19 protein-coding genes are annotated in these 20175 nt (G+C 58.2%); 9 read left to right on the top strand and 10 right to left on the bottom strand.

The genetic code is table 11. The features are described from left to right. The first annotated feature begins 53 nt into the window (after positions 1-53). From OZ656_RS15530 to OZ656_RS15540, 3 genes are all read left to right on the top strand, one after another. On the top strand, positions 54-1112 hold the full coding sequence (locus OZ656_RS15530) for a lysylphosphatidylglycerol synthase transmembrane domain-containing protein (protein ID WP_023012201.1): 1059 nt from the start codon (positions 54-56) through the stop codon (positions 1110-1112). Then, positions 1109-3340 carry a glycosyltransferase gene (locus OZ656_RS15535; protein WP_278350419.1) on the top strand — a complete coding sequence of 744 codons (2232 nt, stop codon included), beginning with the start codon at positions 1109-1111 and terminating at the stop codon, positions 3338-3340. Before OZ656_RS15530 ends, OZ656_RS15535 begins: the two co-directional genes overlap by 4 nt. An 87-nt stretch (positions 3341-3427) precedes the next feature. Further along, the gene (locus tag OZ656_RS15540; RefSeq protein WP_011786452.1) at positions 3428-4375 is read left to right on the top strand and encodes a DUF523 and DUF1722 domain-containing protein; all 948 of its coding nucleotides are present in this window, start codon (positions 3428-3430) and stop codon (positions 4373-4375) included. A 66-nt stretch (positions 4376-4441) separates the two neighbouring features. Here OZ656_RS15540 and OZ656_RS15545 read toward each other — a convergent pair whose 3' ends face one another. The 3 genes from OZ656_RS15545 to OZ656_RS15555 form a co-directional block, all read right to left on the bottom strand. Then, positions 4442-5173 (bottom strand): YdiY family protein, encoded by a 732-nt coding sequence (locus OZ656_RS15545; RefSeq protein WP_278350420.1) that lies wholly within the window; start codon positions 5171-5173, stop codon positions 4442-4444. 23 nt (positions 5174-5196) lie between these two features. Further along, a complete protein-coding gene (locus tag OZ656_RS15550) occupies positions 5197-6216 on the bottom strand; it encodes a rhodanese-related sulfurtransferase (RefSeq protein WP_011786454.1) in 1020 nt (339 codons plus the stop codon). A 122-nt stretch (positions 6217-6338) separates the two neighbouring features. Then, positions 6339-7067, bottom strand: coding sequence for a DsbA family protein (locus tag OZ656_RS15555; RefSeq protein WP_278350421.1), 729 nt, complete (start codon positions 7065-7067; stop codon positions 6339-6341). Positions 7068-7190: 123 nt separating this feature from the next. Between OZ656_RS15555 and OZ656_RS15560 the strand changes: the two genes are divergently transcribed. Continuing rightward, on the top strand, positions 7191-8156 hold the full coding sequence (locus OZ656_RS15560) for a nitronate monooxygenase family protein (RefSeq protein WP_278350422.1): 966 nt from the start codon (positions 7191-7193) through the stop codon (positions 8154-8156). On the opposite strand, the gene OZ656_RS15565 is transcribed toward OZ656_RS15560, so the two are convergent. The 7 genes from OZ656_RS15565 to OZ656_RS15595 all read right to left on the bottom strand — a co-directional run bounded on the left by OZ656_RS15565 (position 8139) and on the right by OZ656_RS15595 (position 14556). After that, positions 8139-8732 (bottom strand): ACP phosphodiesterase, encoded by a 594-nt coding sequence (locus OZ656_RS15565; RefSeq protein WP_278350423.1) that lies wholly within the window; start codon positions 8730-8732, stop codon positions 8139-8141. The two genes, OZ656_RS15560 and OZ656_RS15565, sit on opposite strands and share 18 nt — an antisense overlap. 3 nt (positions 8733-8735) lie before the next feature. Next, the gene (locus OZ656_RS15570; protein WP_278350424.1) at positions 8736-10244 is read right to left on the bottom strand and encodes a DUF5666 domain-containing protein; all 1509 of its coding nucleotides are present in this window, start codon (positions 10242-10244) and stop codon (positions 8736-8738) included. Positions 10245-10283: 39 nt separating this feature from the next. Beyond that, positions 10284-10685 (bottom strand): hypothetical protein, encoded by a 402-nt coding sequence (locus tag OZ656_RS15575; protein WP_379944712.1) that lies wholly within the window; start codon positions 10683-10685, stop codon positions 10284-10286. Beyond that, positions 10682-11527: a DUF6502 family protein gene (locus OZ656_RS15580; RefSeq protein ID WP_278350425.1), complete on the bottom strand. Its 846-nt coding sequence runs from the start codon at positions 11525-11527 to the stop codon at positions 10682-10684. Before OZ656_RS15580 ends, OZ656_RS15575 begins: the two co-directional genes overlap by 4 nt. Before the next feature lie 78 nt (positions 11528-11605). Further along, the gene (locus OZ656_RS15585; protein ID WP_278350426.1) at positions 11606-13036 is read right to left on the bottom strand and encodes a DUF5666 domain-containing protein; all 1431 of its coding nucleotides are present in this window, start codon (positions 13034-13036) and stop codon (positions 11606-11608) included. Positions 13037-13240: 204 nt separating this feature from the next. Further along, complete coding sequence (locus tag OZ656_RS15590) at positions 13241-13585, bottom strand: chaperone modulator CbpM (protein WP_379944714.1); 345 nt, start codon at positions 13583-13585, stop codon at positions 13241-13243. An 11-nt stretch (positions 13586-13596) separates the two neighbouring features. Continuing rightward, positions 13597-14556, bottom strand: a complete 960-nt coding sequence (locus OZ656_RS15595; RefSeq protein WP_278350427.1) for a DnaJ C-terminal domain-containing protein — start codon at positions 14554-14556, stop codon at positions 13597-13599. Between the two features lie 255 nt (positions 14557-14811). On the opposite strand from OZ656_RS15595, the gene OZ656_RS15600 reads away from it, so the two are divergent. From OZ656_RS15600 to OZ656_RS15620, 5 genes are all read left to right on the top strand, one after another. Continuing rightward, positions 14812-15585: an SGNH/GDSL hydrolase family protein gene (locus OZ656_RS15600; protein WP_278350428.1), complete on the top strand. Its 774-nt coding sequence runs from the start codon at positions 14812-14814 to the stop codon at positions 15583-15585. A gap of 68 nt (positions 15586-15653) precedes the next feature. After that, the gene (locus tag OZ656_RS15605; RefSeq protein WP_278350429.1) at positions 15654-16676 is read left to right on the top strand and encodes a hypothetical protein; all 1023 of its coding nucleotides are present in this window, start codon (positions 15654-15656) and stop codon (positions 16674-16676) included. A gap of 90 nt (positions 16677-16766) precedes the next feature. Further along, positions 16767-17453 (top strand): DUF3348 family protein, encoded by a 687-nt coding sequence (locus OZ656_RS15610; RefSeq protein ID WP_153740695.1) that lies wholly within the window; start codon positions 16767-16769, stop codon positions 17451-17453. Next, positions 17450-19522: a DUF802 domain-containing protein gene (locus OZ656_RS15615; protein ID WP_278350430.1), complete on the top strand. Its 2073-nt coding sequence runs from the start codon at positions 17450-17452 to the stop codon at positions 19520-19522. The genes OZ656_RS15610 and OZ656_RS15615 overlap by 4 nt, the downstream gene beginning before the upstream one ends. Continuing rightward, a complete protein-coding gene (locus OZ656_RS15620; RefSeq protein ID WP_153740693.1) occupies positions 19522-20175 on the top strand; it encodes an OmpA family protein in 654 nt (217 codons plus the stop codon). The genes OZ656_RS15615 and OZ656_RS15620 overlap by 1 nt, the downstream gene beginning before the upstream one ends.

Below are 20175 nucleotides of genomic sequence, written 5' to 3' on the forward strand. Positions count from 1 at the left end.
CAAGCACTGCCCTGCACAGGGTACACTGCCCGCCACCAACAGACGGGCAGAGCATGACCAACAGCACTGACAGCAACTACCAGAAACGGACTTCCTGGCGACGGCTTACGGCCTTCGCCCTGTTGTTTGTGGCCATGACCGGCGCCGGCCTGTATGCGGTCTACGACCGCTTCGCCGGCCGCAGTTTCCAGTTCGACGATCGCCTGCTTTCTCCCACTCTGCTGTTGCCGGTCGCGGCCCTGCTGCTGATCTACTTCATGGCCGATGGTCTGCGCCTGCACTACACCCTCAAGGCGCTGGGGCACCGGCTGCCATTGCGCAAGATCTTCCGGCTGGTGTTCATTAATCTGTTTTTCTCCAACGTAACGCCCATGGCCACCGGGGGCGGGTTTGCCCAGATCTGGTATCTCACCCGCCATGGGGTGCCCGTGGCCCGCGCCACGGCGGCCACCACTATCCGCACGGTACTCGCGGTGGCGTTCATTTTCTCACTGACACCGGTCTTTCTATTGAGCCTGGAGGCCCTGGACGGCGGCATCTGGTCGTCCGGTATCGGCACCGCACTGGCGGTGTTTGTGTCGCTCTATCTGGGATTCTTTGCCGTGCTGCTGTTCCGGACACGCTGGATGATCCTGCCGTTGAGCGCTCTTGTCGCAGGCCTGCGCAAGGCACATCTGATCAACCACCGCCGGCACGACCGCTGGCAGTTCAAATTACGGCGGGAAATGCTGCGGTTTGCCCTGTGTTTCAGCGAATACCTCCGTGGCGCGCCACGGGACGTGCTGCTGTCGGTGGTGTTCACCGCCGTGTTCCTGCTCAGCCTGTTCAGCTTTCCCGCCCTGCTGATTCACGGCCTGGGCTATGAGGTGGATTACCTGACCACTCTGGGCTTGCTGGTGGTAACCACCTTCATCATGTATTTCTCCCCCACCCCCGGGGCCTCTGGCATATCGGAAGGCGTGTTCGGCAGTTTCTTCCGAGATATCCTGTCGGGCAATCACCTGGTGCTGGTCACTATTGCCTGGCGTTTTCTCACTATCTACCTGGGCATGCTCATCGGTTTGCTGGTGATGCAGAGGGAACTGATCAAAAGCCACCGGAGGCCGGAATGATCCGTCGTAACCCGCTTAAACTGCTGTTCTATCTGTGCCTGGCCATTGTGGTGGCGCTGGTGGGCTACAAGGTGTACCTGAATTTCTTCAAACAGGACTTTGAGGCCCTGCACAGCGAGCAGGTTGAACGCATCCACCAACGCACCCCGCCGGGCTCCGGTATCCGTTTTGCGGTGGTGGGCAACATCAACAATTCCGTGGGCATCTTCGAGCGCCGGTTTATCCCGACCCTGAATCAGGCCGGTGTGGACTTTCTGGTGTCGTCCGGCAATGCCGTGAGCGGCGGTGGCGAGGATAAATACCGGGCACTGTATGGCACCTTGAGCCACCTGGACATTCCCTATCTGCTCACCTTCGGCCCGCACGAATACGAGAATTTTGGCAGTTTCCGGTTTTATGATCATTTCGGGCCCCATTTCTACAGCGTCCGGGCCGGCAACACCCGCCTGATCTTCCTGGACAGTACCGGCAAAACACCCTGGCGCTGGCAGATGCGCTGGCTCCGGGACCTGCTGGCCCACGACACCAGCAACGCCCATATCCTGTTTATTGGCCACCCGCTTCTGCAACCGGAAACCCCAGCCCTGTTCGACGATGAAGACGACTACCTGCAACCTCCCGCCTTCCGGGAGGAGCTGATGCAGCTGATTCGGGAGCAAGGCATCGACCTGGTGTTTTCGGCCAACCTGTCGCTCTTTGACGAGCAGGTGGTAGGTGGCACGCCCTACATCACCACCGGGGGTGCTGGCGGGCTGGTGCTGAATACGGAGGATAGCTTCTACCACTACGTGGACGTACGGGTCTCTCCAGACGGCGACGTCAGCTACCAGTTGGAGCGTCTGGAAGTGGGCCAGCATCCGGTCTGGAAGCGCCTGGAGAGCTTGTGGTTCTTCGTGTATTCCCTGTTCTACACCGGCTATCTGAACTTCATCCTGATCGTCTCGGTGTTTCTGGCGCTCACCATCAAGCTTTACCAGATCATCTTCATCGGCAAGGACTATTACCCGGATTACGATCTGGACCCCACTCCGTGGCTGGAAAAGCCGTTGCGGGTCACCATGTTCACCAACAACTATCTGCCTTTCATTGGCGGGGTTCCGATTTCCATTGAACGGCTGCGCCGGGGGCTGGAACATCTAGGGGATAGCACCCAGATTGTCGCGCCCCGGTATCGCGACCAGCCCAGCCATGAAGATGCGGTAGTGCGGGTACCATCACTGCTGGCCATGGGCGAGAAACGGGAATTCCGTCTGGCCAATATTTTCCTGGCCCGTATCCGCAAGCAGGTACGGGCCTTCCGGCCGGATGTGATTCACCTGCATCATCCGTTCTGGCTGGGTAGTCTGGGGCTGTTTATGGCCCGTCAGCTGCGCATCCCGGCCATCTATACCTATCACACGCGGCTGGAGCACTACGCTCACTTTGTGCCCCTGCCCGGGATGCTGTTCCGGAACCTGATTTCCCACGCTCTGATAAAGCGCTTCGCCAACCGCTGCGATGGCGTGATCGTACCGACTTACTCCACCGAGGAATACCTGCGGATGATCGGGGTGACCACGCCCACCTTCGTACAACCCACCGGTATCGAGTACGAGCGTTTCCAGGCTGTGAAGCCCGCAGACGTGGAGGCACTCCGGAAAAAACTGGGGCTGAGCAACGAGAAGGTCTTTATCAGCGTGGCCCGGCTTTCCAACGAGAAGAACATCGACTTCATGATCGAAGCCATCGACCGGCTGCGGCAGGAAAGCGACGTGCCATTCCGGTTCCTGATGATTGGCGATGGCCACCAGCGGGACCGGCTACAGAAGAAGATTGACAGCCTGGAGCTGGGCTCGCACTTCACCCTGGTGGGGGCAGTTCAGCCAGAGGAGATGGCACTCTGGTACAACCTTGGCGATGCCTTCCTGTTTGCTTCCAAATCCGAGACCCAGGGCATGGTGATTCTGGAAGCCATGTCTGCCGGGCTGCCGGTGGTAGCGGTTCGCTCCAGCGGCATTGAAGATGTGGTTCGGGACGGCCTGAACGGCTACAAGACTCCGGAGAACCAGGCCCGCTGGATTGAGAAAGCCCAACGGCTGCTTGAGGACGACAAACTGCGCTCCGAGCTGTCTGACAAAGCCCGGGCGTTTGCCGCGGATTATTCCATTGAGCAATTTGCCAGGGATGTCCGGGGCGTTTACGCAACCAGTCTGGCGGCCCGGGAGAAACGCCGTAAACTCTCTTCGTAACCACCTTGGGTACGTTGCCCTGATCGGTTTACACTGAATGGACGTAAGCGGTATCAGTAACGTCACTTTTGTGTATTGGAGAAGCCTGTGAGCGGTATACCGGTTGGCATCAGCACCTGCCTGTTGGGCAAGGAAGTTCGGCACGACGGCGGCCACAAACATTCCCGCTACTGCACCCAGGTGCTGGCAAAGCACTTCGAGTTCAGGTCTATCTGCCCGGAACTTGAAGCCGGCCTCGGCGTTCCCCGCCCCGCCATTCATCTGCGGGAGCATGAAGACGGTCTTCATCTGGTGGAAAGCAAGGGCAGCAAAGACCACACCGAAGGCATGCAGAACTTCATTGCCGAGGTACTTCCCTCGCTGGCCAACCTGCGCGGCTACATCCTGATGGCGAAATCGCCCAGTTGCGGTATGGAACGCATCAAGATTCACAACGCCGAAGGCAGTTTCATGCACAGGGATGGCCGCGGTATGTTCGCCGAGGCGCTGATGAAAGCCTACCCGCTGATGCCGGTGGAAGAGGAGGGCCGCCTGCACGATGACATGCTGCGGGAAAACTTCATTGAACGGGTATTTGCCTACGACGACTGGATGCAGAACGTGGCAGGCGAAAACCTGACCAAGCAGGCGCTGATTGATTTCCACACCCGCCACAAGTTCACGCTACTGGCCCATTCAGAAAAGATCTACCGGCAACTGGGCCCGATGCTGGGCGACCTCAAATCCGAACCTCTGGAGCAGATTGCCGACCGCTACATCCATCAGTTCATGGAAGCCATGACCCAACGGGTAAGCCGTGGCTCGCATGTGAATGCCATGCAGCATCTGCTGGGTTTTCTGAAAGAAGGCATGTCGGCCGAGGAAAAAACCGTTCTGCTGGAGCAGATCGAAGCCTACCGGCGCGGTGAGATACCTCTGGTGGTGCCCATGACGCTGCTGCGCCTGGCCCAACGCAAGGAACCGGTAGACTACCTGCACTCCCAGAAATACCTGACGCCCTACCCGGACGAACTGGGCCTGAGAAACAACGTGTAACCCCAACAACAAACGGGGCAGAGGATTATTCCCCTGCCCCGTTTTTGTTTGTGGCTACCGGGTGTGTCAGAACCCGTACAGCAAAGACAACGAGGTTTCTGTGTCAGTCTTTTCAGTACCGGCGGGCGCATCGGATACATGCTTTACCCGGAACGCCGCTTTCATCGACAGCGACCCCACGATACTGGTCTGCAGGGCCGTTTCGGACTGGCTGATGGTGTTATTCTCATCCAGTCCGATTTCGGTACTGAGCTTCTGCCGGAACAGGGCGGTGTCCGATAAGGCGTAGTCGAAATGGGCGGCTAATCTTGCGATCGCTTCCTTCTCGGCGTCGTCGCCATCGTCATTCACTTCTTCAAGCTTGTTATACCGATAACCCAGGCCTCCAGAAAGGTCGAGGAACGATCGCTCCCCCACCTGCCAGACGCGGTTTCCGTAACCAGTGCTCAAGGTAGACTCGAATTCGTAACCGGAGAAACGATCGTCTTCCCAGGAACCTCTGACAAACCAGTATTGTTGCTCATCGAACTTGTAGTCGGATTCCAGCGCAACCTGATACTCCTCTGCCGTGGTTTCTTCATCGGCTTCAGTGTACCGGGAACTGAACTCGCCGGTATTCCGCCACATCGTTGTCTCATGTTTGAGAGCCAGCCGACCATTCACCTTGGTTTCTTCGGTGTTGCCAGAGGTCAGCAAAATGCCAAGCTCAGCCTCACCTTCGACGTTGCCGCTTTCCTGGGACCAGGCCACGGGGGCCACTACCAGGCAGGCAACCGCCAGGGGTTTTCTGATCAACATACTATCTCCTTACTCAGGGGCTGTTAATTCACAGCAGACTTACGCTGCTTTTCCCCCTCCAGACTCCTGCGCGCCTGCGCTTCCCGTTCGGCCTTCTTGCGGGCCTTTCGCTCAGCAATAATGCGTGCGGCCTCGCCGCCGACGTGTTCTTCTCCCCGCTCTCGGGCCAGGCGCATCTGGCGCTCACGCTCCTTGAAACGGGCTTTCTGTTCTTCGGTCAGGCTGTCGATGCACTGGTGGCAACTGACACCCTGTTCATATTCCGGGCGCTGTTTGTCGGCCTCGGTAATCGGCCGGCGACAGGCGTGGCACTGGTCGTATTCGCCACGTTCCAGGTTGTGATTTACCGTTACCCGGTCGTCAAATACGAAACACTCACCCTGCCACAGACTCTGCTCCTGGGGAACCTCTTCCAGGTACTTCAGGATGCCGCCCTTGAGGTGATACACCTCTTCGAAGCCCTGCTCTTTCAGATAAGCCGTAGACTTCTCGCAGCGGATACCGCCGGTGCAGAACATGGCAACTTTCTTATGCTTCTGTGGGTCGAGGTTCTGCTTCACATACTCGGGAAACTCGCGGAAGGTGTCAGTGGCCGGATTGACGGCGTTTTTGAAAGTGCCGATCTCGACTTCGTACTGGTTACGGGTGTCGACCAGGACAACGTCCGGATCCGAGATCAGATCGTTCCACTGTTGCGGTTCCACGTAGGTGCCGACAATCCGTTTGGGATCGATGCCGTCGACGCCCATGGTGACGATTTCTTTCTTGAGTTTGACCTTGGTGCGCTTGAACGGCTGGATGTCGACGAAGGATTCTTTGTAGTCGATGCCGTTGAAACGGTCGTCTTTGCCAATCCACGCTTTCACAGCGTCGATGCCTTCTCGGCTGCCGGCGATGGTTCCGTTGATGCCTTCGCGGGCCAGCAACAGGGTGCCGTGCACGCCTTTTTCCAGCATCAGGTTCAGCAAGGGCTGGCGTAGGTCTTTGTAATCATTGAGGACTGCGAACTTGTAGAGTGCGCAGACGACGATTTCGTTGCTCATGGTATTCTCCTGCGGGCCGGATCGTAAATCCGGAGCATGGTTTGATAATTGTCACGGCCGGTGGGCGCGAGGGGGCAAAGTTTAATCAACCGCGCCCCCGATGCAAGTTGCGGATGGCCGCATTACTCCGCTTTGGCCAACTCCCGCTCTACAACCGCCGACAACTGCCCCCAGCCGGGGCGGGTCAACTGGATGTTATCGACCATGACGGTCGGGGTGCTGGCGACCCGGAGCTGGACGGCCACTTGCAGGCTTTGCTCGACGGCTTCCCGATGCAGTTCGGTTTCCATGCAGCGGCGAAAGCGGCGTTCTTCCAGGCCGAGGTCGTTGGCGTAGCGGGTGAAGGTCGCCGTCGGGTCGTTGGAGCCACTCCATTCACTTTGCGCGGCGTACAGCTTTTCGTGCATGGTCCAGTACTGATCCTGATCACCCGCGCAGCGGGCGGCCAGGGCGGCAGGCATGGCGTTCTGGTGCTGGCGCAGGGGCAGATCGAAATAGACGAAGCGGACTTTGCCGGTTTCCACATATTCCTTCTTCAGGCGCTGGCTGGCTTCGGCGAAGCGGGCGCAGGCCGGGCACTGGTAGTCGGCGAACTCGCGGACGACAACCGGAGCATCTTCGCTGCCAACGGAAATGCCGTACTGGTCAACAATGGCCGGAAATTCGTCGGCGTTGGGGGCCGCCACGGGCAGCGCGTCTGAGCTGGGTGCCGGTGGTTTGGTGACGAAGTACAGGCCAGCGATGACGGCCACCCCAATCACCAGTGACAGGACGATGATCAGTGATTTTCGGCCCTGCGTGTTACGTGGCGAGGGGGCGCCGGTCTGTTTGCGTCGTTTTGCTTCACCCATGACGGGCTCCTTGTCTGGAGGTTGATTGCATACTATCTCAGAAAACCGGTTTCGCGGCTCTGCGGGAACAGGCTAAGATCCCCCATAGCTTGAGAAAGTTCCAATAAAAATCAAGGACTCAACATGCCAATTCCCGCACAGCTCCAAAATCAGCTTCGTCTTCCGTTAATTGCCGCCCCCATGTTTCTGATTTCCTCACCCCGCCTGGCCCTCGCCTGTTGCAAAGCCGGCATCGTGGGCAGCTTTCCAGCCCTGAACCAGCGCAGCAGTGAGGGTTTCGAGCAATGGCTGATGCAGATGAATGACGAACTGGCGCAATGGCAAGCGCAGCAACCAAGCGCGACAACCGCGCCCTATGCGGTGAATTTAGTGGTTCACCGCACCAACCCGCGCTGGCAAGCGGATCTGGAGCTTTGTGTAAAACATCAGGTGCCAATTGTCATTACCTCCCTGGGCGCCGCCAGTCAGGTGGTGGAAGCCGTGCACAGTTACGGCGGGCTGGTATTCCACGATGTCACCAATCAGAAACACGCCCGCAAGGCGGCAGAAGCCGGGGTGGATGGCATCATTGCGGTCAGCGCAGGCGCCGGTGGCCATGCCGGTACCACCAATCCGTTTGTGCTGGTGCATGAAGTCCGTGAGGTGTTCGATGGCACCATTTTGCTGGCCGGCGGTTTGTCACACGGAGAGGATCTGTTGGCAGCCCAGGCATTGGGGGCGGATCTGGCCTATATGGGCACACGGTTTATCAATACCGAGGAATCGGAAGCGGAAGATGCCTATCGGAACATGATCATCGAAGCGGTATCCGCGGATATCATCCACACCCCGGCGGTGTCCGGTGTACCGGCCAGTTTTATGCGCCAGAGTCTGGAAGCCGCGGGCTTTGATATGCAGAAGCTGAACCAGGCCGGCGATGTGAATTACGGCGAGAAGCTCAAGCCCATGGACGATGAAGCCAAAGCGTGGAAGACGGTCTGGTCCGCCGGTCAGGGTGTGAGCCAGATTCATGATGTGGTGCCTGTTGAGGCGTTGGTTCAGCGATTGGAAGATGAATATCAGCAGGCCCGTTCACGCCTGATGGGATGATTCCGGATAGCGGTTGGCGAAGGCCTGAAGTTCAGGGAAGAAGGCCAGAAAATGGCCTTCCAGTTCGGCTTCGTTGGCGCGGATTTCGTCGATGATGCCGGTAAACCGGTTGGCAAATCGGATCCGGCCGGCCACCCTGTCGAGGGCATAGCCGATGTTATCCAGATCCTGATAGGCGCCAAACCAGTCATGCTCGACCATGCGACGGGTCACCACCGCCATGTTCTCGGGCATCAGCGCCTGGTGGCTTTGCAGTTCCTGGTATACGGTCCGGATAAAGGTATCTTTGTCCCAGTCACTGAACTGTTCCCAGTGCCGGAGCAGGAAGTGATCGTAGAGGATATCCAGAGCCACGCCGGCAAAGCGCCGGCGCTCCCTTGAGAACAGGCTTTTACTGGCCAGCACCTGCGGATGCTGATCGGTGAATACATCAACCGCCAGGTGGTGCCGCACGCCCTCGAGCACCGGCGACGGCACATGATCCCAGTCCAGTCCCCGGGTGAAATCCCCGAGAATACTGCCCACTCTCACCTCCGGTGAGTCCGGGGCGAGGAAGGTGTGGGCGAGGTGGTTCATGGCTCAGTCTTCGCTTTCCAGTTCGATTTCATCGGCGACGTAAACACCCGGGGGTGACTCAACGTAATCTATCTCAAGACTTACCGATGCCCCCTGTGAGAACGCCGATTCGATAGAGCTTCTCTCGCCATCATCGAAGTCGACAAGACTGATATCGATTCTGACACCAAGGATCGTATAAAAACTATCCTCGATATCAGACAACTGGCCTTCCAGCTCATACTTCCGCGGACTCGCCGGAGTAGTGTCTTCCTCGTTGCGCTCAATCTTGACGGCCTCAAGCACAACGCCAGAGCCGGACTGCCGCTCAATACCTTCCACTTCTACCTGATAACTGCCGTTCAGGTCCGCCAGTTTCAGGCGCAGATCGCTGTCATCGTCGGTGATGATCGTCCGTGGCGTGAGCTGCACCAACACACCACCAACCCGGAAGGTCTGGTCGTTGAAGTTGAGCGTGTTGACGTCGAGGACACCGTCTACTGACGCGTTGCCTTCACGAGCTTCAATTTCTTCAGCCAGTACGGAGCCATTGTCCTGGAAATCCCCCTCAACCTGTATCAGCATGCCGGCGGACAGATCCGAGGCCGACAAACCATCATCAAACTCGGTATTGTCATCGACAAAGACAATCAGGCCGTTGATGTGGAAGGATCGGTCCGATGCGTTGTAGTCGGTGCTCACGGGGCCTGAGAACTCAATGTCATCGCCGGAGCCCCGACGGTAGCGACGGGTTTCGCCTTCGTCGATTTCCCGGGCAATCAATACGCCATTGGAGATCGTACCTTCGGCCTCCACCAGCAGAAGATCCGCCAGATCGGCTTCCGTCAGCGACCCGGCGAACGCGCTGTCAGTGTACGAGACCAACTGCTCGTTAATGCTGAACTGATTCAGATTCAGCTCCAATGAACCCTCGTCGATGCGGCCTTCAATCTCTACGTTGGTTTCATCCTGCGTCATCAAACCAATGTGGCTTGCCCGGTACCGACCGTTGGGGTCCGGCTCACGCCAGCCACTGATGCGCACGAAAGCGCCGTCTGCCAGGGTTTCAAGCGCAATGTCCTTGAACACCGTCTGCTGGTCGGCAACCACAGTCTGCTTATAGATGGTGAACTGCACCGATTCGACCATACCGTCGGCATCCGGGGTCTGAATCAGATTGTCCACACGCCCACGGAAGGTATCGTCGTACTCGACCGACTCCGCATTCCCTCGGCCATCAACCCGCCACTCGCCTTCGATCCTCAGGATCATGCCTTCCTGTAACTGATCTTCACGCTCAATGCCGTCATCACTGCTGACGCGACCATCCGTCTCAAACTTCACGCCATTGACGAAGACGCTGCCGAAACCGGAAACCGGCCCAACGCTGGAGCCTGTGCCTCGGATGCCGCCGTCGGCAACGCCGACTCCACCACCGCCACCGCCACCGCCGCCGCAGGCACTCAACACGCCGAGTGCGATCGGTGCGGCGGCGAGTTTCAGCATTCTGTGAAGCGTTACTGCTCTGAACATTGTTCTCTCCTGCAGGCCATCCGGGCCCGCCACTGATTGTCAGCTGTCGTTGTGGCGTCGTCGTAGCTTGTCGATGTCAACAAAATCATCGTAATTGCCCAGGCTCAGTGAACCGGTAGCACCCCAGGGAGCATAAGCGCTTCTCTTTAACAGAACGTGACCGCTCTCCAGGGTTTCCACAATGCCCTTTCGAAGCAGTTCCGCAAGCACGACAGAAGGCACCAGGTTTGGGTTGGCGATTTGCACCAGATCAACAAAGGAATTGGGTTCATGTGGCGTTGCAAGCACCACCCTCGGGTGTTTCTGCTCATCCAGGAAATGCTCGGAACTCAGCCAGTATCTCACCACCTGACGGGCACCCGGCGAAAGCAGCATGCTGACCAGTTCGGTGGTTTGCCAGCGCGGGGGCCGTCCGGTCGGGACATTAAGAGCCATCATCATTCATCTCCGCTCTTGTTCGTCTGAACCGGCGCTTCAAAATAGAAAATGCTGACGCCGGTCCGTACCGATTCGCCGCCCTCCTGGCCGGATACTCCCCGGTCGTGAGGCCCTAACCAGCTGTCCAGATCTTCCAGCAGGGCCTGGGACTGCCTTGCGGCTTGTTCACGCCACGAAGCGATCACCTCTGGTGGTATTTCATTATAGGTCAGGGTGCGCTGGAACAGCGGCTCACGCCCGACATCCCGACTCACCAGATTGTGATCAATAGTGGCTACAAGATCAGATACGTCCTCTCCGAAGATCTGGAGCATTTCTTCGCTGTCTCCGGCCGGCACATACGCCCGCTGTTTCAGGATCAGGAACCCAGTATCCGGCTCAACCGCGACTACCCCAACCCGCTGGAGCTCATCCAGTACCGCTCTGGGAGTCATATCGCCACTGTATTTTCGAACCAGCTCACTGAAGCTCCCGGCGCCCTCGAATGCCAGCACCGCGGGCTGTCCATTCGCTGCCTGATAGGTCTCATCGTGCACCCATCCGGACACCACACGCGAAGCGCGATTTGCATGAGAGGTTCGTTCACTGACCGGGCTTTGCCCCGCCAATATCTCTCGTTGTTTTCGAACTTCTTTGCGGGTAAGGCCTGTCATCACTGCCGCTCTGGAATCGGTTGGTTTGCGGCGCCCGTCAGAGAAATCCTCCAGCGCAGCCTCCACATACGCCCTTTTCACCAGCTCAGAGAATTCGCCGAACGGTACGCCATTGCGCAACAGCAGTCTGGCCATGGGGCGCAAAATGCGGAACAGCGCTTGGTGCAGGGGATTGGATTTGGCATCAGTCATGTTTGGGATTGTATTCCCATCTTGCCCCGGAAAACCAGACACAGGTTGCGGTATCCCCGCAACCTGTGCCCTTCAACCTCAGTTTTCTGGGTTTGCGGTCAACACATACTCCCCGCCGTTGGTCTGGTCGTACTGAACCTCGGCTTCATCACCAACCTGAAGACCCGCAACGCTGAAGCTATTCAGCAGGATTTCCAGATTCATCACCGTCACCGACGTATCGGAAATGGCATCGATTCTGGCCTCCAGCTCAAAGTTATCATCTTCGTCGCTGTCTTCCAGCTCAATGGTGAAGGCTTCAAGGTGATCAGTACGCTGACGACCTTCCACCTCGACATAGTCCCCAACGCTGAAGGCGTTGATGTCATCAACCCGATTACGCAGGTCGTTATCGCTGTCATCGTCGTCGATCAGGGTATTGGCGGTGAGTTGAACGCGAACGCCACTGACCACCAGCAATTCATTGTCCAGATCGATCTGCTGGATGATGCCGTCCAGTTCCGCATCGCCTTCCCGGCCTTCCACTTCTTCCGCCAGCAGGGTGTTGTTGCGGAAATCACCCTCGACTTTCACGAACACGCCATCCTGAAGGCTGCCCTCGCTGATGTCGTCAAACTCAGTCTCAGCATTCAGCTGAACCAGCACGCCATTAATCCGGAAGGTGCGGGCAGACGCATCGAAATCGTAGATATCACCGGAAATTTCAACGTCGTCGTTGTCGTCAAACAGGTCGTCCTCATCATCAATTTCCTCGGCGAGCAGGACATCGCCGTCTGCGTTGAGCTGACCTTCCACCTCAACCGCAAGCCCGTTCTCCAGTTGGTCCAGACTGAAATCGTCATCCGCGACCGCGCTGGTGTAATCCACTGTAAAACCGTTGATGGTGAAGGTATGCAACTGCGCATCCAGGTTCTGGACCACGCCTTCAAGTTCAGCCTCATTCACATCGTCAAAATCCGAGCCCAGCAGACGAGCACCCACGAAGCTGGCCCGGAAGCTGCCGTCATCCAGCCGCCAGCCGCTTACCCGAACCCGATAGTTGGCAGGCGCCGCCGCAAGCTCAACCGGTGTGGCTCCGCGGAATACCGTCTGGTTGTTAAGCACAACCACCTGCCCCAGCAACTCCAGCTGTCCGGTGCTGGCAGTGGCATCCCAGGTTGCCGCAACCAGCGGCCCCCTCAGGGTGTCGTCATAGAACACAGCGTCGGCCTGGCCCTGGCCCCGCTCGTCCCAGCCACCTTTGATTTTCAGCACCATGCCTTTTTCAAGCTGGCCCTCACGCTCGATGCCGTCGTCACTGCTAACGCTGCCATCGGTCGCAAACCGGGTTCCGTTGACATACACGCTACCAAAACCGGTCACCGCACCAACGCTGGTGCCCTCGGCATTGCCACTCGCCCCCACCGAACCGGAGGAGCCGGAGCCACCGCCACCACAGGCGGCCAGACCGCCGGCCAAGGTACCAACCAGAACCAGCTTGATCGCTTTTGAAAGTCCGTTGCGCTTCATCTTCCTTCTCCCGACTGATTTGACAGAGTCCGGCGCGTTTTTTCAGCGCCAAAATAATTGGGATACTTTTCCCAAATAATTAAATGGGAAAATAATCCCAAATTTTGGTTTTGTCCAGCCGGAAAAGATGACAATTTCGTGAATCGTTTCTGGAAACGTGTCCGGGAGCTGAACCAGGCATTCAGCCCCCGGGACAAAATACCGCTACTCGCCCATCAGTTGACGAATGCGTTGGTTCAGGCGGTCCACCTCCCGCCGCATGTCCTGCACTTCGTCCAGCAGCTCCAGCGACATGGCCAGCCCGGGCAGGTTGAGTTTGAGATCCCGCTGCAGGCGCAGCGCTTTCTGCAGGCGACTCAGTGCGGCCACGTCAAATTTCCACTGGCGCACTTCCGGCACCTCGTCCAGTGGCGCGATGACTCCATAGTCCACCAGTTTGATCACAAACTCTGCATGACAGTCCCCGCGTTCGCAGATTTCCCGAAGCGAGAAGGTGCTGCCTTCGGTGTCGGTGACTTCCACCATCAGAATCCGGTCTTTGCTCGTCATGTTCGCCTCCCTCACACGTGCAGCTTGCTGCGCGGATTAAAGCCTTTCTCCAGCTCAGCCAGCTTCTCGTAGAGTGCTTCGGCTTCCGCCGTGTGCTGTTCGGGCATGGCCACTTGCAGTACCACAATCTGGTCGCCCGGGTGTTTGCCCGGAAAGCCTTTGCCCTTGAGCCGGAGTTTGCGCCCGCTGGTGGTCCCCTTCGGCACCTTCACATTCACCTTTCCGGTCACCGTTGGCACTGTGACCGTTGCCCCCAGGGCGGCTTCCCACGGCGAAATCGGCACGGTAACCAGCACATCCCGGCCCTCAACACTGAAGTGAGGGTGGGGCGCCAGTTCCACTTCGATAAACAGATCGCCAGGCTCACCTCCACCAATTCCGGGTGCGCCCTGGCCCTTCAGCCGGATATGCTGCCCTTCCCGCATGCCCGCAGGGATTTTTACTTTCAGGGTTTTCTGGCGTGGTATCAGGCGGCCATGGTCATCCGGTTCATGAACCGTGAACGACACCTGTTTCTCGCAACCGTTAAAAGCCTCTTCAAGAAACAGGGCCAGCCGGGCATGCACATCCTCGCCCCGCATTCTCATGCTCTGGTGAAAACCGCCACCCCCGAAGTCTCCACGCCGGCCACCGCCGAAGATTTCCTCAAAAAAATCACTGAACTGACGAGCGTCGGCCTCTGTGTATCCTCCGCCGCCAAAGCCGGAGGCACTCTGCCAGCCCGGTGGCGGCTGGAATGAACCATCGTCTCGGGTGCCGTACTTGCGCAACTGGTCGTACTCGGCCCGTTTCTCGGGGTCCTTCAGTACTTCATACGCTTCGCCCACATCTTTAAAACGGTCGCTCGCATCGGCTTCTTTGCTGACATCCGGGTGATATTTCCGCGCCAGCTTACGGTAAGCCTTCTTGATTTCCTCGGGCGTGGCAGACTCACTCACACCGAGGACGGCGTAATAGTCTTTGAAATCCATGGCGCTCCTCGCATCTGAGCAAATAGGTCTCTCTGATTACCTATATTTGACGCTGATGGAAAAAATACAAGCCAGTGCTGACCACCACTTGAGACAGGTCAAGAACTGAGAGGCGGTTCACAATGACCGACTGATGGCCGGATCTGACAACTCCGAAGCCTATTCTCCCATTCTGCAAACCAGCGCCCATGGACGATATTGAAAGGGCAGTACCCATAGACGGACCGTCTATCCCTTACACAAGGAGTTCAAACAATGACAATTAATGAACACCGTTCGTTCCTGCCCGATCTCCTGGGCAAAACCCTCAAACCAGCCATGGCACTTGGCGCAGCACTGCTGTTTACCGGCTGCAGTGAACTCGGCTATCTGCTCAGTAACGACAAGGTGACCGACGCCGATAACGACCAGGTCGTTTTCGTTGGCGATTCCATCTTTGCCCTCTCCGGTGAAATCCAGAATCAGCTGGAAGCAAAAGCCGGCGAAACCTTCCGGCGCTATACGGTCTCCGGTGCAGAGCTGTCCGGTGAGCTGATTGCCCCGTCTATTCCCAATCAGTTCCGGGAAGCCGTCACAGACAACCCGGATATCAAAACCATTGTCGGTGATGCCGGCGGGAACGATATTCTGATTCCGGCGATTGCCTTCAACTCCAACAACTGCAAGACACCCTGGTGGCGCTTCGGGCGCCTGAGCCAGCAATGCCGGGATTTCATCGATGATATCTATGTGGAAGGCGTGGATTTCCTGAACGAGATGGCGGAAGCCGGCGTTCAGAACGGCATTCTGACCGGCTACTACTACACCAAGAACGGCCTGTTCCGGCTGGACGACATGAAAGAGGCAGTCGACTACGGTAATGCCACACTGGCCCGGGCCTGCGAGAACTCGGTACTGGACTGCACGTTTGTGGATCCGCGCTGGGTGATCAACGACCGGGACATCATCTTTGATGGTATCCACCCGGCGGATAGTGGATCGAAAAAGATCGCTGATCTGATCTGGCCGAAACTGCAACCGCTTCTCTGAAGCCCCAGCGTCCCGGCCGAGCATCGGCCGGGACCACATTCTGCAATACCACTGGCAGGACAGCTGCAATGAAACCACTCAACTCCGTATTGGCGCTCGGAGCCCTGGTCTTAGTGATTGCGGGCGGTTTTCATTACTGGCCCGAGTCATCAAAGCCGGCGGCTATGCAAGCACCCAATGGTTCCACCCCCTCGCGTGCGGCAGCGACGCCCACCACCGAGCCAACCCAAAGCGGCGACCAACGCGTTGTTGAACTGGCCGTTAAGTACCTGGAACTGTACGGCGACACCATCACCGAGCCGGCCACCCAGGCACGTCTGTATAACGAACGCCGAAACCTGTTGGCGCGTTATCCGGATTCCGGTGACGAGCTTTTCCAGTCCGCCATCATCACGGCCTTTCCGGAACTGGCCGACAGCATTTTCGCGTTATTGGCTAAGCTGGACCTGTACAACCGATGGCTCGACAATCACGAGCTTCGTTTACAGGGGTTGCCGGACATGGAACGCTACGCCGAGCTCTGGCAGCAACGCGAAGCGATTTTCGGCCCCCTGGCAAGCCAGATCTGGGCCGAGGAGCAGAACCCGGTGGAAGCCAAATCGGACCATTTCCAGCAGACTCTGGCGCGGCTGGACCAGGCCAACCAGATGCCACTGACCGAACTGGCTCACCAGCTACAAACCACCGCAGACGAACTCTATGGTGCCGATCTGGCCCGGCAACTGGCGGGTTCCGGTGCGACCAGCCACGCCCTGTTCTCCATGGACAGCGTTCAACAGCAACTCGCCAGCCTGCCGGCAGACAAACGCCAGCAAGCCATCAACGATCTGCGCCGCCAGATAGGCTACTCCGAAGAGGCCATTCGCCAGTTGGCCGAGGAAGACCAGCGCCGGGAGGAAAAATGGCAGAAAGGCAAAGCCTACATGGCCGAAAGACGAGCCTTACAGAACCGCCTGAACGGTGAGCAACTGGAAGCCGCGTTAACGGACCTTCGCCAGGAGCATTTCGGGTTTTCTGCCCCGACCATCGAGCGGGAGGAAGAAGAGGGATTTTTCCGGTTTGAACGTGAACGTCGCTACGGGCTGAATTAGCAACTTTCCCTACGGTCATTATGTTTCATCGGTCTTAGCCAGTAGAATAGCGTCCTTTTCTACCAAACGGCCCGGTCAATCAGTAAACCAATGACCCAGCAAAACCGTGCCCCAATAGGGCCCCGAAATGCACTGCTAGATCAACTGTCCCGATCCGGGGCATTTGCTGCGCCTGAGCAACTTCCCTGCTTTGGTGAGCGACTGAGCCGGCTGTTCGGCTTGGGCGACACCATGACCCTGGATGCGGCCATAGGTTATCGGGCGAAACAGCCAGGCACGCCTCAGGGCGCCGTGGTAGACCGGTTAACCGATGAGCTGGCGACAATACGCAGGGCACTGGTTCAGCGTATTCGCGGGTTTGGCTCCGATCTGGAGTTTGACGGTGAACCCGAGCTTGAAGCCGCTCTCAATGCCTGGCTCGCACTCCAACGCAAAGTGGCGGCCAACAGCCGTCAGTTGAGGGACAAGGTTCGAAAATCGATGAAAGATCAGGGCCCGAAGCTGGCCCACCTGGCCGAATTGGACGCCGTGTTTGATCAAACGATGGCCGGGTATACCGCACAGTGTTTTTCCCATATTCCCAAGGTACTTGAACAACGATTCGAGCACCGATCGACCACCCCGGAGCAAAGCCCTACCCCGGCCACAACAGCCGACTGGTTCCACCGTTACTGCGAGGAAGCGCAGTCTTTGTTACTCGCTGAACTGGATGTTCGGCTGGAACCGGTTCTGGGTTTGCTGGAGGCTTGCCACAAAGAGGTTAACAACACCCCATGAGTAAACTGTTCTTTACCCTGGCGTTTGCCATCGGCCTGGCCGTGGTAGCCTGGATTGGTGCCGGATTTGTCGGTTCCGACCTGCTGGCGCTGGCGTTTACCGGGCTGATTGGCGCCGTTTACTGTCTCGGCTTTGGCGAACTGGTGAATTTCCGCCGACAAACCCGCGAACTGAGCGCACAGGTTCATCAGCTACCTGAAAGCCAGGAGCAGCTTAACCACTGGCTTGGCACACTGCCCGCCCCGATGCAGTTCCCGGTGCAACGGCGAATCGAGGGCCATGCCGCCGCATTACCCGGCCCGCAACTGACACCCTACCTGACCGGCCTGCTGGTGATGCTGGGCCTGCTGGGCACCTTTGCGGGCATGATTGTGACCCTGGGCGGCGCCGCCTCGGCGCTGGATAACAGTACCGAACTGAGCGCTATTCGCAGCGCACTGGCCGCACCGATTGCCGGTTTGAGCCTGGCCTTTGGCACCTCCATTGCTGGCGTGGCCGCCTCCGCCATGCTGGGGCTGGCCTCCACCCTGAGCCGCCGGGACCGGTTGCAGGCTTCCCGCGCACTGGATAGTGCTCTGCGCGACAAGCTGCATCATCTATCCGCAGATCATCAACGCCACCAGGCGTTCCTGGCGCTGGAAAGCCAGGCCAAAGCCCTGCCCGAAATGGCCTCGGCCATGGAACGCATGACGGCGCGCATGGAGCAACTTGGCCAGCAACTGGAACAGTCCCTGACTCACAACCAGCAGGAATTCCACAGCACGGTCGGCCACCACTACCAGACCCTGGCCAACTCCGTGGCCGACTCCCTGAAAACGGCATTGGATAACACTGCAAAGCAAGCGTCAGAGCGGATTGAGCCCATTGTTGTCCAGGCCCTGGAGCAGCTTCAGAAGGATGCTCACGGCCTGCAACAAAGCTGGGCAGATAATGCCCGTGAACAACTCACCGAATTGATCTCCGGGTTTCAGACAGTTACCACAGAGGCGGGCGAACGCTGGCAGCAGAATCTGACTGCACAGCAGGCCCAGAACCAGGAGACGCTAGCGGCCCTCTCAAAGCAGAACGAACAAAGTCAAAGCCAGTTGCAGGAACAGCTCCACACCTGGCTTGGCACCATCAACGACCGGCACCAAACCTGGCTCAAGGAACAGCAGCAACAACTGGTACAGAGCTGTGAACGCCTGAACAACGCCGGAGCTGAGGTGTCGCAACACTGGCAGGCCGGTCTGGCCCGACAGCAGGCTCAAAGTGACGACATGCTGGCAGCATTAAATGAGGCGCTGACTCAATACCAAAGCCATTTCCAGACCAGCAGCACCGGGTTGATTGAGCAGCAACAGGCTGGGCTGGCGGAACTGGTCAGCACCGTTGCCGCTCAGCTCGATCAGCTTCGGGAACAGGAAAGCGAGCGAGCCCGGGCTGCAAACGAGCGAATGGAACAACTGGAAGCCACAGCAGCCCGCCACCTGAGCGAGCTGGGCACTGCACTGGAAGCGCCCATGACCCGCCTGATTGAGACGGCCTCGGAAACACCGAAGGCCGCCGCCGAGGTGATCCGACAGCTGCAGTCTGAAATCGCCCGCAACAGCGAGCGGGAAAACGAGCTGCTGGAGGAACGCCAGCGACTGGTTCAGGAACTGGACACTCTGCTGGAGAACCAGCGCAGCACCGCTGACAGTCAGCGGGAGGCGGTGGATACCCTGATCACCGGCGCCGGCGAAACCCTGACCGGCATCAGCGAACGCTTCAACACCCTGATCCAGGAACAGAGCCAGCAACTGGGCAAACTGGGCGACGACATTACCGGCAGTAGCCAGGAAGTCGGCGCCCTGAGCGATGCCTTCGCGCAGGCCATTGAGCTGTTCAGCCAGTCCAACCAGCAGGTCATCGCCAGCCTGTCGGATATCCAGGCAGCGCTGGACAAGGCCGGTAACCGGCACGACGAGCAACTGGCCTACTACGTCGCCCAAGCCCGCGAGGTGATTGATCTTAGCGTCAGTGCCCAGAAAGATGTGATTGATGCCGCTGCGGCACTGCGCCGGGCAGAATCCAGCGAGGCCGGGTGATGGAACAGCTGGAAGGCGGCGAACAGCAATCGGCACCGGTCTGGGCCATTTTCTCGGACCTGATGGCTGCTTTGGTGGGTATTCTGGCGCTGATTCTTGTGTGGGTGATCGGCATTCAGCTGGAGCTCAGCCAGTCCCTGGCCGAGGAGATCGAGAAGCGGGAAGCCGAAGAGCAGCGCCGGATGGCCCTGGAGCAAGCTCTCGAAGACCCTCTCACCAAAGGTCTGGTGACGTTCCGCGATGGCCGTATCGGCATCAGCGGGAACGTATTGTTCGAGCTGAATTCAGACCAGTTACAGGCCGAAGGTGAAGAAGTACTGGAATCACTGATTCGCCCGTTACAGGCCTACCTGGAACAGCACGATGAACTGCTGATGGTGAGCGGATTCACCGACGACTTGCCGATGCATCCGGGCAATCGTTATCAGGACAACTGGGGCCTGTCGGCTCAGCGGGCCCTGACGGTTACCCGAACCCTCACAGAGCTGGGTTTGCCCAATGACCGGGTATTCGCTGCCGCCTTTGGTCCTCACCACCCGGCAGTACCCAACGTCGATGCCGAATCCCGGGCCCAGAACCGGCGGGTGGAAATCAGTACCGTGCCACGTGCGCCTTCGTCGGCTGAGAATACTGAAACCGGGGAAGGTGATTGA

This window comes from Marinobacter sp. LM1 (assembly GCF_042763285.1).
Lineage (GTDB): Bacteria > Pseudomonadota > Gammaproteobacteria > Pseudomonadales > Oleiphilaceae > Marinobacter > Marinobacter nauticus.

What these genes read in the sequence shown, in the direction of transcription:
- OZ656_RS15620 (WP_153740693.1), top strand. Translation starts at nt 19,522, where the DNA reads ATGGAACAGCTGGAAGGCGGCGAACAGCAATCGGCACCGGTCTGGGCC.
- OZ656_RS15600 (WP_278350428.1), top strand. Translation starts at nt 14,812, where the DNA reads ATGACAATTAATGAACACCGTTCGTTCCTGCCCGATCTCCTGGGCAAA.
- OZ656_RS15550 (WP_011786454.1), bottom strand. Translation starts at nt 6,216, where the DNA reads ATGAGCAACGAAATCGTCGTCTGCGCACTCTACAAGTTCGCAGTCCTC.
- OZ656_RS15530 (WP_023012201.1), top strand. Translation starts at nt 54, where the DNA reads ATGACCAACAGCACTGACAGCAACTACCAGAAACGGACTTCCTGGCGA.
- OZ656_RS15570 (WP_278350424.1), bottom strand. Translation starts at nt 10,244, where the DNA reads ATGTTCAGAGCAGTAACGCTTCACAGAATGCTGAAACTCGCCGCCGCA.
- OZ656_RS15580 (WP_278350425.1), bottom strand. Translation starts at nt 11,527, where the DNA reads ATGACTGATGCCAAATCCAATCCCCTGCACCAAGCGCTGTTCCGCATT.
- OZ656_RS15615 (WP_278350430.1), top strand. Translation starts at nt 17,450, where the DNA reads ATGAGTAAACTGTTCTTTACCCTGGCGTTTGCCATCGGCCTGGCCGTG.
- OZ656_RS15595 (WP_278350427.1), bottom strand. Translation starts at nt 14,556, where the DNA reads ATGGATTTCAAAGACTATTACGCCGTCCTCGGTGTGAGTGAGTCTGCC.
- OZ656_RS15575 (WP_379944712.1), bottom strand. Translation starts at nt 10,685, where the DNA reads ATGATGATGGCTCTTAATGTCCCGACCGGACGGCCCCCGCGCTGGCAA.
- OZ656_RS15545 (WP_278350420.1), bottom strand. Translation starts at nt 5,173, where the DNA reads ATGTTGATCAGAAAACCCCTGGCGGTTGCCTGCCTGGTAGTGGCCCCC.
- OZ656_RS15565 (WP_278350423.1), bottom strand. Translation starts at nt 8,732, where the DNA reads ATGAACCACCTCGCCCACACCTTCCTCGCCCCGGACTCACCGGAGGTG.
- OZ656_RS15610 (WP_153740695.1), top strand. Translation starts at nt 16,767, where the DNA reads ATGACCCAGCAAAACCGTGCCCCAATAGGGCCCCGAAATGCACTGCTA.
- OZ656_RS15605 (WP_278350429.1), top strand. Translation starts at nt 15,654, where the DNA reads ATGAAACCACTCAACTCCGTATTGGCGCTCGGAGCCCTGGTCTTAGTG.
- OZ656_RS15560 (WP_278350422.1), top strand. Translation starts at nt 7,191, where the DNA reads ATGCCAATTCCCGCACAGCTCCAAAATCAGCTTCGTCTTCCGTTAATT.
- OZ656_RS15590 (WP_379944714.1), bottom strand. Translation starts at nt 13,585, where the DNA reads ATGACGAGCAAAGACCGGATTCTGATGGTGGAAGTCACCGACACCGAA.
- OZ656_RS15585 (WP_278350426.1), bottom strand. Translation starts at nt 13,036, where the DNA reads ATGAAGCGCAACGGACTTTCAAAAGCGATCAAGCTGGTTCTGGTTGGT.
- OZ656_RS15555 (WP_278350421.1), bottom strand. Translation starts at nt 7,067, where the DNA reads ATGGGTGAAGCAAAACGACGCAAACAGACCGGCGCCCCCTCGCCACGT.
- OZ656_RS15535 (WP_278350419.1), top strand. Translation starts at nt 1,109, where the DNA reads ATGATCCGTCGTAACCCGCTTAAACTGCTGTTCTATCTGTGCCTGGCC.